Origin of the sequence: Alkalinema sp. FACHB-956 (assembly GCF_014697025.1) — a bacterium.
Taxonomy (GTDB): Bacteria; Cyanobacteriota; Cyanobacteriia; order Leptolyngbyales; family Leptolyngbyaceae; genus Alkalinema.
Genome location: NZ_JACJRC010000011.1, coordinates 110178 through 127712 on the forward strand (window position 1 = coordinate 110178; position 17535 = coordinate 127712).

Consider the following 17535-nt stretch of genomic DNA (forward strand, 5'->3'; position numbering starts at 1 on the left):
GCCAAAAGTGCTACGGGAGGTGGGTCGAAATGAAGATGGTATTTACCAAGGTGTCCTGAATAATGAAGGGGAATGAGTCGTAATCACGTTTTTAATTAAATGTTTGTGGTACTTGATTGATTTGTAGTTGCGAAGGTGATGATCCCCCTAAATCCCCCTTATTAAGAGGGGGACTTTGAGGATATTTTCCTAAGTCCTCTTTTGCATAGAAAACTTTGAAGATATTTTTTCTGGTTCCCCCTTTTTTCTTGGCGTAGCCTCTCCGGAGGAGATAGGGGGGTTAGGGATCGAATGTATCGCAATAATCAATCAATTCAGTATTACTCAAAGAGTAATTAATTAATTATAAGTTTTAATTTTTTGACTCATCTTTAGTTGTCTGAACTGTTGTTTTATTCTCACTGAAGCCATGCAAACTCAAGAATTTCGGCCCGAACCCAAGGATATGAAGCCGCTCCAGTTGGATTATCCAGCCAGTCAGCGGGATATGGATCCCCAACCAGATACGGATCTTTCTAATTACCAACCTACGGGTAAATTGGAAGGGAAAGTGGCGATTATTACAGGCGGGGACTCGGGGATTGGACGAGCCGTCGCGATCTCCTATGCCATGGAAGGGGCGAATGTGGCGATCGTCTATAACGTGAATGAAGGTGATGCCCAGGATACGCAGAAGATGGTAGAAGCCCACGGACGGCAATGTTTACCATTGAAGTTAGATGTACGGGATCCCAATGCTTGCTTGGTAGCCATCGATCGGACGATTAGTGAATTTGATCAGCTGAATATTTTAGTGAATAATGCAGCGTATCAAATGTATCAAGAAAATTTTCTGGATGTGAGTATTGAGCAATTCCATCGCACGATGGAGACGAATATCTTTGGTTATTTCTACATGGCGAAGGCCGTGGTTCCCCATTTGAACGAGGGTGATGTGATTATCAATACTGGTAGCATTCTGGGTAAGACGGGGAAAGAGTTTCTGATTGATTACGCAACCAGTAAGGGGGCGGTTCATGCGTTTACTAAGGCTCTGGCGCAGAATCTAGCGCCCCAAAAGATTCGGGTGAATGCGGTGGTTCCTGGCCCGGTGTGGACGCCCAATATTCCGGCTACGATGCCTGCGGATATGGTGGAGAATTTCGATGCGGATAATTCACTGAAGCGGGCTGGACAACCAGAGGAGTTAGCACCGGCTTATGTTTTCTTGGCTTGTCGTGATAGCAGTTTTGTGACGGGTGCGTTACTGGATGTGACGGGCGGTCAGTTGTCTAGTTAATTCGATCCCCCCTAGGCCGCCTTACCGAGCCGATCCCCCCTCACCCCCCTTAATAAGGGGGGAACCGGAAAAATATCTTCAAAGTCCCCCTTTTTAAAGGGGATTTAGGGGGATCCACCCATTTAGCAATCACGAATTCATTCAATATAACGCTTCCCTTAACAACGGAAATTTTATTGCTAACGGAAGCACCAGCACTGACGCGGTTATGAATCACTACGATATTATTATTATTGGAACGGGTGCGGGTGGTGGAACCCTGGCCTATGCCCTGGCACCGACGGGGAAACGGATTTTGTTGCTCGATCGGGGGTCTCGGATTCCTAATGAGGCCAGTAATTGGAATCCCAAGGAAATTTATATTGATGGGAAATATCAAACTGTGGAATCGTGGACGAAAATGCCACGGGAAACGGTGGAACCGGCACTGTACCATCGGGTAGGCGGTAATACGAAGGTCTATGGTGGGGCGCTGTTGCGGATGCGTCCGGAGGATTTTGGGATGGTGCTGCATCCGGATGGGGTTTCTCCGGCTTGGTGTCTCGACTATGAGGAGTTGGAACCCTATTACACGCAGGCGGAACGGTTATATCGGGTGCATGGCCAGCGGGGGATTGATCCGACGGAACCGCCAACGACAGCGGACTATCCAGCTCCAGCGCTGCCCCATGCCGATCGCATTGCCCAAGTAGCCCAGCAGTTGCGCGAGCAGGGGTTGCAGCCGTTTCCGTTGCCGATGGCGATCGATTATCAACCGGAAGCGGCTAGGACTTGCATCCTGTGCGGCACCTGTGATGGCTATCCCTGCCAGATTAATCAGAAGGCGGATGCGCAGATTTGCTGTGTGGAGCCTGCACTGCGCTATGACAATGTGACGCTGCTGGAAGGGGCGAAGGTGGAGCGGTTGCGGACGAATGCGGCGGGGACGCAGGTGACGGGGGTGGAGGTGTTGCGGGAGGCTGCGGGGGAGATGGTGCGGGAACGGTTCTCGGGGGATATTGTGGTGGTATCCTGTGGGGCGGTGAATTCGGCAGCGTTGTTGTTGCAGTCGGCGAGTGATGCCCATCCCAATGGCTTAGGCAATCGATCGGGGTGGGTGGGGCGTAATTTTATGCGTCACAATTTGAGTAAGTTGTATGCGATCGGGGTTGCGGAAAATCCGACGGTGTTTCAGAAGACGTTGGGGATTAATGATTTTTATCGGGGGACGGCGGAGATTCCCTATCCGTTGGGGCATGTGCATTTGATGGGGAAGCACAGTTGGGAGATGATGCGTCCGGATTTGCCGCAGGTTGTGCCGCAGGGTGTATTGCAATGGATGGCGAAACATTCGATCGATTGGTGGGCGCAAAGTGAGGATTTGCCGGATGGGGATAATCGGATCTGGGTCGATCGACAGGGAAAGATCCAGGTGCGGTATCAGCCGAATAATCTCAAGGCCCACAGGCAGTTGAAGAGAAAGTTTAAGGCGATTTTACGGGAAATTGGTTTTCCGTTAGTTTTGGATGTGACGGTACCGTTTAAGATTTTGAATCACCAGGTGGGGACTTGTCGGTTTGGGGATGATCCGGAGAGCAGTGTGCTGAATCGGGATTGTCGCAGCCATGGGGTGGATAATTTGTATGTGGTGGATGCGAGTTTTTTCCCGTCGAGTGCAGCGGTGAATCCTTCGCTGACGATTATGGCGAATGCGTTACGGGTGGCGGAGCATTTGAAGCAGCGGTTGGGGGCTGCGGGGGAAGTGGGGGAGGTGTTGTCGGGGAGGTAAGGCCAGTTCTGGGGAGGGACGATCGGTGAAAATTGGGAATACTTCGATCGGATAGATCGGATACGGGGATCGGATGTAGTCGTTTCTGGAGGGGTATCGTGCTCTCGATCGTTGCGCTACTGGAGAAGACCCGCGATCGCCCAGCATGTATTCATTCAATGGGGTTCCCCAGGGAGTCAGGACAGACAAGTGCACTCATTACAGACAAGTGCACTCATTGATGAATTAACCAGGGAATGATTGAGAACAATCTATAATATTCTCGCCCTGCTTAAAATTTTGTTAGGGCTTACTTAGTCATGGGTACTCTAGAAAATATGGATGTACATGGCAGGGCTACCCATGAAGTTTCTTCGCTCATACGCGCTTGGTCTGTTTTCCCTGCTTATCACACTTGGGTTAAGCAGTTGTACCCTTCAGCCGTCTGCCACTCAGGCTCCCAAACCTTCGCCATCACCAGTTGCCCTGCGTATTGGTGTTCAGCCGACCTACAACAAAGCAGATCAAGAAGCAATGATTAAGCCGCTAGATGCCCACCTAGAGAAGGTATTAGGGCAGCAGGTTGATTTTATCATTGCCAAGGACTATCGAGACGGAGTGGATATGTTGGTGGATGGACGAGCGAATGCTTTCTATGGTGGAGTTGTCTCCTACTTTGAAGCGTTGGAACGGGGCGCAAACGTTATCCCCCTGGTAGCACCCATTGATGCAGATACGGTTCGTCCCTGGTATCGTTCCTGCTTTATTGTGGCAGTCAATAGCCCGATCAAAACCTTGAAGGACTTGAAGGGTAAGCGTGTGGCTTTTGTCAACCGCTCCTCCACATCGGGTTATCTGATTCCTGTCGCAGCACTCAAACAAGAGGGAATCGATCCAGACCGGAATTTTGCTCAAGTTATGTTTGGTGGAACCCATACAGAAACAGAGGCGTTATTAGCAACAAACCAAGTTGATGCCATTGCAACTAATTTGTCTACCTATGATCAATGGAAGAAAGAGGGTAAGGCTGAAAATGCTCGGGTAATTTGGCAGTCAGACCCGGTACCCCATGCTCCGGTCATGGTTTCTCGTGATATGCCACCGGAGTTGTTGGAGAAACTCACGGAAGCTTTTTTGACGACACCTGTGGGAATTCAAGACTTGATGGGTGCTAAAAGTGCCGGATATACCTTGGTAGAACCCGAGGATTACAACTCCATTGGGGAATTACGCCGTCAACTCAACTTATCGAGTGAGATCAGCCAATGAAAATATCGACGAAGTTTATAGGTCTTTCGGCAGCATTGGTGGGAGCTATCTCGCTGATTTCTGGGGGGAGTACCCTCTGGCGTAATCATATCCAAGAAAGCACTCACGCAAGGTATACCCAAGCCAAGCGACGAATTCAAGCAGCCACCCTAGTGCAAAATCGCCTGTATGCAGAAATTATCGAACTCAAGGATCATATTTTGTTCCGCAATATAGATGAAGAAAAGGAAGATGAGTTTGACGTAGGGATTGAAGAGTCACTCGATTTGTTGGAATCAGTGGTATCGACGCCGGAGATTCAGTATATCCGTGCTCGCCAGGAAATTTTTGAGGAACTCGAAGAAAATGTAATTGAGGGAATTAACAAGGGGACTGCTATAACGCCAGTCGAAATCAAAGCTGATTTTCGGGCCATCAATGGCTTTAAGCGAGATATTGACTTTTTTTTAGATGAGTTAACTGAGCAGGCCCAACAGCAGGCGCAGGAAGCCGAACAGGAACTCGAGCGGGTAGACGCGATCGCTATGCAGCTTTCCTATACCTCGATTGTTTTGCTGATACTGATGGTTTTAGGCATCTTTTGGCTAATTCTGCGGCCCATGATCCAATCGCTTCAGCAACTTCAGGAAGGGGCTTACGAAATTGGCCGGGGCAATTTATCCCATCGGATGGAAATCGAGACCCAAGATGAAATTGAGCAGCTATCCCAAGCCTTTAACCAAATGGCCGAAGAGTTGGGGATCTCTCAGGCGACCGTACAGCAAAAATTAGAGGAAGTGGAAATTGCTCGAGCTGCTGCCGAAACTGCTAACCGAGCTAAGAGCCAGTTTCTCGCCAATATGAACCACGAGTTGAGAACGCCCCTCAACGGCATTCTCGGCTATGCCCAAATTCTCCAGCGTGACCCGGCTACCACTGAGAAACAGATGAAGGGCTTAAGGGTCGTTTATCAATGTGCCTCCCATCTGCTGATGCTGATCAACGATATTCTGGATTTATCGAAGCTGGAAGCGCAAAAAATGGATCTTTATCCCCAGGATTTCCATTTTGCTAATTTTCTGTCTTCTACAGCGGATATCTGTCGCGTCCGAGCCGAACAAAAAGGTGTGGAGTTTCACTATCAACCGGGGGCAAACCTTCCAACTGCTGTGCATGCAGATGATAAGCGACTACGCCAAGTGCTGTTGAATCTCCTCAGCAACGCTATCAAATTTACTGACTTCGGTACTGTCAGTTTCCGCATTGAGCGGGTAGACACCTCTGATGGTTTGGATTCTGCTTCCACAGGCCAAACTCAACGAGTTCGCTTCCAAGTCAAAGATTCTGGCATTGGCATTGCCCCCGAAAAATTGGCGACCATCTTCCTGCCGTTTGAGCAGGCTGGGAAACGAGAGCGCAACTCCGAAGGGACTGGACTAGGGTTGGCTATTAGTCAACAAATCATTGAGAAAATGGACAGTACCATTTACGTTGAAAGTGAACTGGAAAAAGGCAGTTGTTTCTGGTTTGAAGTGGATTTGCCCCTCGCTACGGACTGGCAGATGGGGGATGCAATCGCTCAACAAAAGGTGATTGGCTACCAGGGCGATCGCCGCAAAATTCTGGTGATTGACGATCGCGAAGAAAATCGTCTGGTTGCTATCAATATGTTAGAACCATTGGGCTTTAACATGATTGAAGCTGCCGATGGGCAAACGGCATTAGATCTCGTTCTGCAAATGCATCCCGATCTGATTATTACCGATGTTCACATGGCGGTGATGGATGGTTTAGAGATGACCCGTCGCCTCCGCCAACTGCCCGACTTCACCAGTACCCCCATCATTGCCTCGCCTGCGACTCTGTCTCAAGTCGATATGCAAGCGAGTATTGAGGCAGGATGTACCAGCTTTTTCCCAAAACCTCTAGAATTCAACAGCTTACTGGCTGAGATCCAACGCCTATTGAACTTACAGTGGACTTATGAAGTTCTGCCAACTGCTGATCCTGCCACCCAGGACGAGGTTCAGGAGCAGCACACAGCCCTCCTTTTTCCACCGCCAGAAGAACTCAGCGCCCTCTACACTGCTGCTCAGAGTGGATTTATGGGCGACGTGCAACAGGAAGCGCAGCGGATCAAGACATTAGCGCCTAAATATATACCCCTCGCTAATCGCATCCTGGAACTGAGTCAACAATTTGATGATGAAGGCATTATGAAATTGCTTGAACCTTGGATGTAGTTCTTTAAGCTTGGAATTTTTGAATTGAAATTGCGGCAATCTCAGTTTATAGGCGCAGGAGTTTATCGATGGCTGTTGACAGTTTAACTCAGGAAAATACCATTCTTGTGGTGGATGATACCCCCACCAATTTACAAGTCTTGTTCGATCTCCTGAGTGAACAGGGTTATCGAGTGGCGATCGCCAAAAATGGAGAAATCGCTCTGCAAAGAATCGCAGCCCTTAAACCTAGCCTAATTTTATTAGATGTGATGATGCCGGGGATTGACGGTTTTGAGACTTGCCAACGGCTCAAAGCTGATCCGAACACCTGCGATATTCCGGTCATTTTTATGACTGCTTTATCCGACTCGGTGGATAAGGTCAAAGGTTTGAGGCTGGGTGCTGTTGATTACATTACCAAACCCATCCAACACGAAGAAGTGCTAGCCCGTATCCAGGTGCATTTACAACTCTGTAATGCAACCCGTGCCTTAGAACGGCGCACAGCAGATCTAGAGGCTGCTCTGGAAAATCTTAAAAATACCCAACTCCAGCTCGTCCAGAGTGAAAAAATGTCAGCGCTAGGGCAGTTAGTCGCTGGAATTGCCCATGAAATTAATAATCCGATCAATTTCATCCATGGTAATCTCACCCACGCGAAGGAGTATATCCAGGAACTCCTAACGTTTGTTGAGCTGTGTCAACAGCAACCCCCTGTACCCATTACGGAAGTGCAGCAATACTCACAAGATATCGATCTGGAGTTTCTGTGTACTGATCTATTTAAGCTGCTCGATTCCATGGCAATTGGGACAGATCGCATTCTAGACCTGGTCGTTTCTCTACGGAATTTCTCACGCTTGGATGAGTCACCTTGCAAGACGGTGAATCTCCATGATGGAATTGATAGTACTATTGTGATTTTGCAATATCGACTCAAAGCGCAAACCAATTGTCCAGCAATTCAAATCATCCGGGATTATGGTGATTTGCCAGAGATTGAATGCTATCCGAGTCAACTCAATCAGGTGTTTATGAACCTATTGAGTAATGCGATCGATGCCTTTGAGTCTTCGACTTCCCAGGAGCCAACGATTACGATCCGGACGAGTTTAATCACCAGAGATGCCTCAGACAGCATCCCTCCGAGTTGGGTTGTGATTAGTATTGCAGATAATGCTAGCGGGATTCCTGAGTCCATCCAGTCCAAATTATTTGATCCGTTTTTTACTACCAAAGCTGTTGGGAAGGGGACGGGGCTGGGGCTCTCTATTAGTCACCAGATCATCACTGAGAAACATCAAGGGAAAATTGAATGTCATTCTACATTAGGCCAAGGGACTGAGTTTGTGGTGCAAATCCCGGTAACGCAGGTGTAAATTAGCGCCATACTTCTGGGACTCCCAGCACCGCATAGATTGCCATATCGTTTCTCTCAAAGTCCCCCTTTTGTGGCTCTGCTTCCCGCAGGGTAGGGGGATTTTGAGATCTGCACGATTTAGGGGAACCTACACGAACTGCAAAGCGCAGCCCCCCTAAGCCCGATCGCGTTCCATCACACTTACATAGCGCCAACTCGTGTTATTCAGCAATGCCGATTGTCCCTTCTCTCAGTCCAGGGCAAATTGCTTGGCTCAGCGCTGAGTTCCTGTCGAGCAGGCTACACATCGGAGTAAATTAGACTTTGTTGCATAGCTCCTACTCAAAAATTTCAGCCCAACTCTTCCATGAAAATCCCCCTCTCAATCCACAGGGTTGTAGTCCAGAAAACAAGTCCTTTGTTGTACGTCTCTCTATCCTTAGGGATCTGGATTTTAGGACCTATTTTGCAAGAGTTCCAACAGCGACCTGCCGTAGCCCAACCTGCTCCCCCAAACAGAACCTCACTGACAGCGGCCTGTCGAGAGGAGGGATATGCTTATAGTTTTAGTCAGTGGCAGCGGCTGTATGTCATGGACAGCTTTGCCAACCCAGAGGACGTTGCCCAAATCCTTAAGCTCATACAACGAGCTCAAGGAGATCCACGACTGAGCCAAGTCGCGATCGATCGTCTCACCCCAATCTCTAATTTAGAGTCACCCTCACGGCTGCTAGAGCTGATTGACAACACCCCATCGACCCAGCAAGCCCAAGTGCTACCGCTAGTTGAACAGTTTGTCGTTCTTGCCCGCGCGCTACCCCCTGGCTACAACTACGCCCAAAGCCGCGCGCTCATCGCGGCAGCCCAAGCCTATTCTCAGTTAGATCAGCCATCCCGTAGCGCCCCCCTTCTACAGCAGGCCCGTCAAACCCTTGGGGGGATTGCCATACCGTTGCTCAAAGCTGAGGTGCAATGGCGCTGGGGGCAAGCCTGGGCCGACCTGGGGCAGCCGCAGCAGCAAAGTGCCAGTTTAGCGGCGATCTCCACCATCCTCAAAACGCCATCTCGCACCACCACCCCCGAGCAAGATCAGCGTCTGAGCCAGATCCTTGAGCTGTTTGTGCAGCGCCAACAGATCCCCCAAGCAGAAGCCATTGCTCGGGCCATTCCAGCCTTGCCCCAGCGAATCCAGGAACAGTTTCGGGTGGCAACAGCCTATTTACGGGCCAAGCAGGTTAAACCCGCTCTGGCTCTGTTCAATCAGACCGTTGCGTTACTTCGTCAGAATTCTCGTCCAGCCAGTTCTGAATTAGGTGCGATTTCAACCCAAGGTATTATCCAGTTTGTCCAAGCAGGCGGTGTGACCACGGCGACTCAAGCCATGATGCAATTGCCGAATTTAACGGCGCTCCAGCGGGCACAAACTTGGTTGGCGATCGCCGGAGAAGCCCGCCAACAAAAGCGTCCCAAGGAAGCCGCTCCAGCGCTTGCCCAGCTCATCGCCGCTGGACGCGAGGGCCAACAGCAGAAGTTTAACAATCCCTATGGGTTTAACGGCCTAGGCCAAAATCAGTGGGGGCATAGCCTCTATCGATTGAGCCAGTCTGAGGGCTATCAACTGGAGCTAAACCAGTTAATTCAGCAGCTCCAGATTCAGTCAGAAGCTGCCGAGTTTTTGATCGCGATGGCTGTACAAGCCCAACAGTTTGACCAAGCCCAACAACTGATACCGAGTCCCTTGAACGTTAGAAATGAAGCGGGCACGTTTGATGTACAAGAAATGTGGCGGCTATGGGTTGCAGTTGCCGCTGCCGAGGCAGGAAAACCGCAGCAGCTCATCGCCCTGGGTGAGCAGGCAAACAGAAAATTAAAGACGGAAGACGCACAAGTCATTACCTTTTCGGCCCCAAATGAATTTGGCTCTCGTTCCATTAGACGGGACCCTCCATTTGTGGAAGTCATCGATTTCTCGATTGCCTCGCAGCAGCCAGTAGAGACTGTCTTCGTAGCAATTCAGGTCTTACAGCAGCAAGGTCAATCCGCTGCGGCCCAATCTCTAACCCAGGTTCTAGCAGAGCACCTCACGATGATGGCAGAACAGCTTTTGACCCCAGGATCCAAGGTGCAGCTAGCCTATAACCAGTCGCCTTTAGCCTGGATCGGAAATGTAGAGCAGTTCCTGCGCTTCTATGATCAGGCTAAAAGCGCCGATCGTCTGTCCGCATTGCAGGTCACTTATCTTCAACAAATCACAGATCCAGCGTTGCGGGCTCAAGAAATGGCTAAACAATTTTTTCTCAATACCTCGGCACCTGATTTGGCAGCAGAGATTTCCCGCTTTGGCACCCAGGCACAAGCGTTAGGCATTGCCAACCAGCCCAGCATTGCCCAACGCATTGTTGCAGCGGCTATTGTCACAGGCCAACCAGAACTTGCTGCGGATTGGGAAGCCCAAGCGGAACTATCGGCCCAAGCACAGGCAGACCTCTGGTTCCAGCGGAGTTACTCCTTAGCCAAGGGTACTGATTCATCCACTCTGTTCAGTGTCCTAGATAAGGCCCTGAGACTTTATCAGCAAGCCCCCACAACCAAGCCACTCGATAATGTGCGAGCACAACAATGGATTGACATCTATCTGCGCTTTGGCAATGTAGAGAAAGCGCGACAGATCATTGATTTGATGAGTGATACAGAGATGGCAAGGCAGTGGACTATTCGGCTCAATTGCCTCGATATGTAGGAGCTGGAGTTTAGACTACTGGAGTTTAGACTAACAGGATAAGAAAAGCGTCCCAACCGAGCAGTTAGGCCGCTTAATAGTCAAGAACGTATCAAATCACTCGACTATGACAGGAGTTATACCAAATCAACCTGTGATTGCAACCCATGACGATCCCCCTAAATCCCCCTTAAAAAGGGGGACTTTGAAAGAATTTGACTAAATTCCCCCCTTTTTAAGGGGGGCTAGGGGGGATCGGATCTATAGCATTGATAAATCAATTTGGTATTACGCAGTTGGAAACAGGAAACGAGGAGCCGCCAAATAAGCTCGAATCGCATCCCGCACGATTGCCAGCTTGGCGTCGTACCAGCTTCTCCCTGTGGCGAACCAATGCAGTTCCAGGCGTAAAAAGGCACGAATCGCTTTGAGATCTGCACGATTTAGGGGAACCTACACGAACTGCAAAGCGCAGCCCCCCTAAGCCCGATCGCGTTCCATGACGCTGACATAGCGCCAACTCGAACCCGGTACCGGAACGGGAGGGCTCCAGCGCACCCGATCGCTGAACCGCAGGACGTACAACTGATTGATCGTGGACTGCACGTCTTGCTGTGTGCCCACTAGGTACACATGCATGGGTTTACGATCGTCGTCGATCACCCGATCGAGTTCTGCAAAGTTAATTACCATGGGACTTCTCCTAAGTCTGTAGCGGGAAGAAATCCCAAAAATTAAAGCCACCCTTTTGCGCAGGACAAATAGGGTGGCCCGATCGAATGTTACAATCCGTGTCAGACCGCCCAGCTGCCTGTAACAGCTTGGGGGTTTAGCTACCCTTTGTTGTGTCCAGCAACGCTGGGTAGCGCTTTAATTTCTGGGGTCCAGCCAAATCAATCGATGAATGACACGGTTGTAATTGGCCTTGGAACATAAGCCTACGGATAAACCAGGGGAAAAGTCAACTATGTTTCAAAAAGTTACGATCCTGTAATATTCAGCAATATTTTCTGCCCCTGCCTGACTTCTCTCCAACGGCTCTAAGAAAATCCAACAATACTCGATCGAACCCTAAGCTTGATGATCCAGTTTATAACGAATGGATCGCGATCGCTAATAGGGTTGGGATAGCAAGATTGAATGGATTTGTCTACGTTCTAGGTTCGATCTGCCCTAGCCTCGATGCTACGCGCCGTTGATGCTAGAAATAATAGGGGGAACCGGAAAGATAGAGAAAATGGATGATATTGGTTCAAAAATCAACCATTCTCTCAAGGTTCCCCCTGATTAAGGCTACTGTTTCCATTGGGTTCCCCAGCGAGTGGGGAGTGGGGATAGAATCAAATATTCCAAGAAACGCTACACTCAGTTTCCATTCAATTGGGTTCCCCAGCGAGTGGGGAGACTGCTGCCAGACTTGCGCGGGGAAGCATCCCCCAGAGGTTTCCATTCAATTGGGTTCCCCAGCGAGTGGGGAGACTCCACGTCATCAACTTTTCCTACAACATTCGGCCCGTGTTTCCATTCAATTGGGTTCCCCAGCGAGTGGGGAGAAAATGGTTTGTAGAGTCTGACATTCAAACCGCCTATTAGTTTCCATTCAATTGGGTTCCCCAGCGAGTGGGGAGCATACGATTTTAATGCATGCCCGATCGCTTATCCATCAGTCAAGTTTCCATTCAATTGGGTTCCCCAGCGAGTGGGGAGAAAAAGACCGTGCCACATTGATCGCTAGAGCGTTCACGTTTCCATTCAATTGGGTTCCCCAGCGAGTGGGGAGCTGAGCTAGGCTTCAAGGTGCCTGAGGTGAAGTACGATAAGTTTCCATTCAATTGGGTTCCCCAGCGAGTGGGGAGTACATTCGGGTTGACGACATGAAAGCTGTGGACTTACGCGAGATTCGTTTGTTTCCATTCAATTGGGTTCCCCAGCGAGTGGGGAGAGAGGCTAAGCTGCTCTATGCCTACCACTCCACAAGCCAAAAAAAGTTTCCATTCAATTGGGTTCCCCAGCGAGTGGGGAGTAAATAAAGACACTCAGGATAATTGAGCAACGCTTTGTTTCCATTCAATTGGGTTCCCCAGCGAGTGGGGAGAAGAATGGGGTGAACTATCGAGCTACATTCATTAAAGCAGGTGAGTTTCCATTCAATTAGGTTCCCCAGCGAGTGGGGAGTATTATTTACGATTCCTCATACAGTTTGCGATGGATCGTAAGTTTCCATTCAATTGGGTTCCCCAGCGAGTGGGGAGACAATGCAATGGCCGTAGTCTGCGAACCGTGGGAGTTACACCAGTTTCCATTCAATTGGGTTCCCCAGCGAGTGGGGAGCTACAGATACACCTCAGGTAATAAAGCTGGGCAATTTGTGGCGTTTCCATTCAATTGGGTTCCCCAGCGAGTGGGGAGTAGGTAATCCTTATGATAGATTTACTGAAGATGCTTTGCGTAGTTTCCATTCAATTGGGTTCCCCAGCGAGTGGGGAGAATGGAGTACACAATGTCTGAACCTCTTGTTATTAGTTTCCATTCAATTGGGTTCCCCAGCGAGTGGGGAGTTATCAAATGTGCTGCGCTCATCCACAAGGCGAAAAAGCCGTTTTTGCAAGTTTCCATTCAATTGGGTTCCCCAGCGAGTGGGGAGATGGGAGATCGACACCCAAGACCATCAAGAAACCTTGTCCTGCGTGGTTTCCATTCAATTGGGTTCCCCAGCGAGTGGGGAGCATGAAGACAATCACAGGCATCATCACCGTTTCCAAGGTTTCCATTCAATTGGGTTCCCCAGCGAGTGGGGAGGTAACAGACTTCACGGGCAAGATGATTAATATGCCTGCGGGTTTCCATTCAATTGGGTTCCCCAGCGAGTGGGGAGCTGATTGAAAAGGGTAAAACGGTTGAGAAAGAGATTGAGCAAGCGATCGAGTTTCCATTCAATTGGGTTCCCCAGCGAGTGGGGAGATCGAGACTGGTTCGCAAGAGCCGCGAACCTAGTTTCCATTCAATTGGGTTCCCCAGCGAGTGGGGAGCGTTCGGTATCTCTAGACTTACTAAACTGTACCGACCTGTTTCCATTCAATTGGGTTCCCCAGCGAGTGGGGAGTAAACTAATTTCTAACAATGCCTTGAGAGTTCTTGAGGCATTCAAGTTTCCATTCAATTGGGTTCCCCAGCGAGTGGGGAGATGAGGCTTAAAGATTTGAGGGCGTTGATGTCGATGTTTCCATTCAATTGGGTTCCCCAGCGAGTGGGGAGAACGGAACAGAGAACGAAAAAGGATTGACTGCTACGTTTCCATTCAATTGGGTTCCCCAGCGAGTGGGGAGGCGTATAAATCCCCTGAATTGGAGGAAGGGTTTTCGTTTCCATTCAATTGGGTTCCCCAGCGAGTGGGGAGGCATCAATCAAGGCACTGATAAGCCAGTTCGCTGGACAGTACAAGTTTCCATTCAATTGGGTTCCCCAGCGAGTGGGGAGGGAAAAACTAAGGGTTAGTTTTTCCCATAGCTGGTTTCCATTCAATTGGGTTCCCCAGCGAGTGAGGAGTTTGTCAGCTTAGCTGGCAGTCTAAGACCGCGTGTTTTGTTTCCATTCAATTGGGTTCCCCAGCGAGTGGGGAGACTGCCAGTGCTCAAGCATTGAGTAGTGCTGATAAGCATTTGTTTCCATTCAATTGGGTTCCCCAGCGAGTGGGGAGAGGATATAAAATATGCCAACTGAATTAAATCCTACAAAGTTTCCATTCAATTGGGTTCCCCAGCGAGTGGGGAGGGCATATCTTAGATCTTTTGCCGTCGATTGACACAGCATGTTTCCATTCAATTGGGTTCCCCAGCGAGTGGGGAGCATAACGGGGATCATAACTCTCCTTTAGAGATTTACAGGGAGTTTCCATTCAATTGGGTTCCCCAGCGAGTGGGGAGAAACTTACCTATTTTAACTGATGCTACTTTATATCTAAGTAGGTTTCCATTCAATTGGGTTCCCCAGCGAGTGGGGAGTAGTTATGCTAAACTAAGCAATCATTTAGCACCATTAAAGTTTCCATTCAATTGGGTTCCCCAGCGAGTGGGGAGTGATTTCATCGTCACCAACTTGGGGCAATACATCATGTTTCCATTCAATTGGGTTCCCCAGCGAGTGGGGAGTTAATTCAAATCTACCGAAAGGAGCACAAGGTTAGGTTTCCATTCAATTGGGTTCCCCAGCGAGTGGGGAGAAAAATCCTAGTTCAGGACGTAGATAAGATACACGTTTCCATTCAATTGGGTTCCCCAGCGAGTGGGGAGCTAACCAATGTCTAAAGCATCACAAAAACGCTATGCGTTTCCATTCAATTGGGTTCCCCAGCGAGTGGGGAGGCCAGGAACCCCGGTAGATGTGAAGCAATACCGATCGACATGGTTTCCATTCAATTGGGTTCCCCAGCGAGTGGGGAGAAACATGTGATGAATGCTAATTCGGTCGTGCTAGCAACTGCTCAGTTTCCATTCAATTGATTTCCCCAGTGAGTGGGGGTAGATACTACGGATATTACCCTAGGTCAGCCTATCTAGTTTTCATTCAATTGGGTTCCCCAGCGAGTGGGGAGGAGAGCTGGATTAAACCTAATACCTACAGGGCTTTCAACTCCCATTATAAATCCCCCTTAAGGAATCGTGAACCAAACTGCTACACTGAATCGCACAGACTAACAGGAAAAACCAGCGATCGCCCAAAGGAGTCTTTTCCATGGTCTACAGCGACTTCACCCTGCGAAAAGTTAAACAAGCCTTTGGCCTCACGATCGTTGAAAAAGACAGCTTTTTACCCGAAATTCAACCCATTCCTCCCAGCGACTATTTACAAGAAACCCTCCGACGAAATTTAACCTTAGCCCTAGCCGTAGGCACCGAAAAAGCCCGGTCAGAACTGTTAATCAGTCCAGTCCTCGTAGAACTGCGCGAAATCTTGCATCGATCGGTCAGCATTTTTTCAGGCACCGAGTTCACGGTCGATGAAGCCCTGGGATTAAACGGCGTCTGTGACTTCCTCATCAGTCGATCGGAAGAACAGCTCATCATAGAAGCCCCCGTCGTCGCGATCGTAGAAGCTAAAAAAGAAGACATCAATTCCGGCATTGGTCAATGCATCGCAGAGATGATTGCAGCCCAAAAATTTAATGACATCAATGGATCTACAATCAAGCACGTCTACGGAACCGTAACCACAGGCAACCTCTGGCGATTTCTAAAACTCGAAGGCCAAACAGTATACGTGGATTTGATGGACTATCCCATTGCCCCAGTCGATCGGCTCCTCGGCATCTTAAGTTACCTCGCCACCCGGTGAAAGAGGAAGGCTCTAGAGTTGTTCGATCGTGTTTTTCAATTCTTGATGTACTTTCGACATCAAACTGGTTGATTCAATTGATGTAAATTGCTGATCAGATATAAAGTTTAGGCAATTTCTTACTCTATCCTCCCAGCCTTTCTCATCCAAGTTTGACTCATTCGGGGCTTTCCATTCTGCAAAGACAGCATCCTTATCTTGCAGCCCTCCTAATTGATGGAATAGCTCATTTCTGCGATCGAAGATAAAAGAACCAAATATCGAAATATCAATATCTAAATCTTTATCAATACCCTTTAAGGCTTCAAGTGCAAAGTAAAGTCCTTTTCCATAAGTATTAAACTTATCCCAGTCTTCTTCATTTGATAATCGAACTTTGATAGGAAGTTTAATATTCTTTAAATTCCTTTCCACTTTTGAAGAGTGTTCATTTACCTCAAACCACGTAGCAAGCCATTTCTTTAGTAATCCTTCAACAGCACGGAAGCTATGGAACATAGCTTCCACTGTATTGCCTTGTTTCAGTCGAATAACTCCCAAATAAGCCGCTTCGTAAGCTTCCCACCACCAATATTGATCTGGATTTTGCAGATACGCTTCAGCTAGGTTTGCATTGTTTAGATAAGCCTGAGCTAGTTCAATATTTTTGAGATGGGCTTGAGAGGATTTAACCAGATTTTGATCTGGGTATTTGATGAGATCCGTAGCAAAGTCCTCAAACTTAGCAAAATTCCATTGAATAGCAATATCTAGAAGATAAGCAATATGCTTAAGTATCTCATCTTCTAGTTTAGGTTGATCTTTCGATTCATTCGCCTTCTTAATTTGTTGCTTTAATACTTCTTTCATTCCTAAATAGTCATGTCGCGCAAGCAGTTTTTTGGCTTGCTGAATCTCAATTCCACGAAGGTAGGCAGAGCTTTTGACTATATCGGTAAGGGTTAAATCTTGTTCGTTGCTAACCAGGAATTTAACGCGATCGCCAAACTTCGCTAAGCTACAAAACTGGACAGCGGAGGAAATAGCCGGAGTGCCTGCCTGATGGCTGACGTAAACGGTTAGATCTTCTGAAGGTTCGAAATCAGAGAATTTCTCCTTGACTTTCTCTTGAACACGCTCAAGAACATCGTTCCAATTATCTAAACCTGAAGGTTTATTAGGATCTGGATCAAGTATCAAAAATTCAGGATTTTCAATTGATCTCCGTTTGAAATATTCTCTAAGTATTGGTTCAAGTGTACAAGTATCTTGCCAAAAAGCACTAAAAGGGTTGTTCATCTCTGATGATTTGAACTTCTTAGACTGATCTGTTACTAGTACAATTACTCTATCAATAATGATTTCATCAGCTTCACCATCTTTCCCGTTCAAAATCCAGAAGAAATTATTTAATAGCGGAAAATTTAAATCTTCATAATATTTGAGATCATTCTTGATCGCAGTTCCATAAACTTTACCCATTACCCTAGCTGGGTAAAGATATCGCTTCCCATCTGGAGATTTGGATGAACAAAACTGTTTCTGAGTTTCAAGCTGATTGCGAACCTTACTATGCAAAGGATTCCAACTTGTTTCAGTCACCAACTGCACATCGCTACTACCTGTTGTGATGATCCAAATATTCAT

Annotated in this window: 9 protein-coding genes, 1 pseudogene and 1 CRISPR repeat array; of the genes and pseudogenes, 7 read left to right on the forward strand and 3 right to left on the reverse strand. The window is 48.2% G+C overall.

Going from position 1 to position 17535, the window contains the following annotated elements:
* Positions 1 to 409: 409 nt before the first annotated feature.
* The 6 genes from H6G21_RS13830 (at position 410) to H6G21_RS13855 (ending at position 10599) form a co-directional block, all read left to right on the forward strand.
* A complete protein-coding gene (locus H6G21_RS13830; protein ID WP_190574003.1) occupies positions 410 to 1279 on the forward strand; it encodes an SDR family oxidoreductase in 870 nt (289 codons plus the stop codon).
* Positions 1280 to 1487: 208 nt separating this feature from the next.
* Positions 1488 to 3047, forward strand: a complete 1560-nt coding sequence (locus tag H6G21_RS13835; protein ID WP_190574004.1) for a GMC family oxidoreductase — start codon at positions 1488 to 1490, stop codon at positions 3045 to 3047.
* 342 nt (positions 3048 to 3389) lie between these two features.
* Positions 3390 to 4295: a phosphate/phosphite/phosphonate ABC transporter substrate-binding protein gene (locus tag H6G21_RS13840; RefSeq protein ID WP_199307207.1), complete on the forward strand. Its 906-nt coding sequence runs from the start codon at positions 3390 to 3392 to the stop codon at positions 4293 to 4295.
* Positions 4292 to 6517, forward strand: a complete 2226-nt coding sequence (locus tag H6G21_RS13845) for an ATP-binding protein (RefSeq protein ID WP_190574006.1) — start codon at positions 4292 to 4294, stop codon at positions 6515 to 6517. Before H6G21_RS13840 ends, H6G21_RS13845 begins: the two co-directional genes overlap by 4 nt.
* A 68-nt stretch (positions 6518 to 6585) precedes the next feature.
* Positions 6586 to 7878 carry a response regulator gene (locus H6G21_RS13850; RefSeq protein WP_190574007.1) on the forward strand — a complete coding sequence of 431 codons (1293 nt, stop codon included), beginning with the start codon at positions 6586 to 6588 and terminating at the stop codon, positions 7876 to 7878.
* A 447-nt stretch (positions 7879 to 8325) separates the two neighbouring features.
* A complete protein-coding gene (locus H6G21_RS13855) occupies positions 8326 to 10599 on the forward strand; it encodes a hypothetical protein (protein ID WP_190574008.1) in 2274 nt (757 codons plus the stop codon).
* Between the two features lie 267 nt (positions 10600 to 10866).
* Here the strand turns inward: H6G21_RS13855 and H6G21_RS25690 are convergent.
* Both H6G21_RS25690 and H6G21_RS13860 read right to left on the reverse strand, forming a co-directional pair.
* A pseudogene (locus H6G21_RS25690) lies at positions 10867 to 11010 on the reverse strand (IS701 family transposase); the annotation flags it as partial.
* 48 nt (positions 11011 to 11058) lie between these two features.
* Positions 11059 to 11271: a hypothetical protein gene (locus tag H6G21_RS13860; RefSeq protein WP_190574009.1), complete on the reverse strand. Its 213-nt coding sequence runs from the start codon at positions 11269 to 11271 to the stop codon at positions 11059 to 11061.
* A 600-nt stretch (positions 11272 to 11871) separates the two neighbouring features.
* Positions 11872 to 15169: direct repeats of the CRISPR family, unit length 36 nt; unit sequence GTTTCCATTCAATTGGGTTCCCCAGCGAGTGGGGAG.
* 140 nt (positions 15170 to 15309) lie between these two features.
* Between H6G21_RS13860 and H6G21_RS13865 the strand changes: the two genes are divergently transcribed.
* Positions 15310 to 15909 carry a hypothetical protein gene (locus tag H6G21_RS13865; RefSeq protein ID WP_190574010.1) on the forward strand — a complete coding sequence of 200 codons (600 nt, stop codon included), beginning with the start codon at positions 15310 to 15312 and terminating at the stop codon, positions 15907 to 15909.
* 12 nt (positions 15910 to 15921) lie between these two features.
* Here H6G21_RS13865 and H6G21_RS13870 read toward each other — a convergent pair whose 3' ends face one another.
* On the reverse strand, positions 15922 to 17535 hold the full coding sequence (locus tag H6G21_RS13870) for a hypothetical protein (protein WP_190574011.1): 1614 nt from the start codon (positions 17533 to 17535) through the stop codon (positions 15922 to 15924).

What these genes read in the sequence shown, in the direction of transcription:
- H6G21_RS13850 (WP_190574007.1), top strand. Translation starts at nt 6,586, where the DNA reads ATGGCTGTTGACAGTTTAACTCAGGAAAATACCATTCTTGTGGTGGAT.
- H6G21_RS13835 (WP_190574004.1), top strand. Translation starts at nt 1,488, where the DNA reads ATGAATCACTACGATATTATTATTATTGGAACGGGTGCGGGTGGTGGA.
- H6G21_RS13845 (WP_190574006.1), top strand. Translation starts at nt 4,292, where the DNA reads ATGAAAATATCGACGAAGTTTATAGGTCTTTCGGCAGCATTGGTGGGA.
- H6G21_RS13870 (WP_190574011.1), bottom strand. Translation starts at nt 17,535, where the DNA reads ATGAATATTTGGATCATCACAACAGGTAGTAGCGATGTGCAGTTGGTG.
- H6G21_RS13860 (WP_190574009.1), bottom strand. Translation starts at nt 11,271, where the DNA reads ATGGTAATTAACTTTGCAGAACTCGATCGGGTGATCGACGACGATCGT.
- H6G21_RS13840 (WP_199307207.1), top strand. Translation starts at nt 3,390, where the DNA reads ATGAAGTTTCTTCGCTCATACGCGCTTGGTCTGTTTTCCCTGCTTATC.
- H6G21_RS13830 (WP_190574003.1), top strand. Translation starts at nt 410, where the DNA reads ATGCAAACTCAAGAATTTCGGCCCGAACCCAAGGATATGAAGCCGCTC.
- H6G21_RS13865 (WP_190574010.1), top strand. Translation starts at nt 15,310, where the DNA reads ATGGTCTACAGCGACTTCACCCTGCGAAAAGTTAAACAAGCCTTTGGC.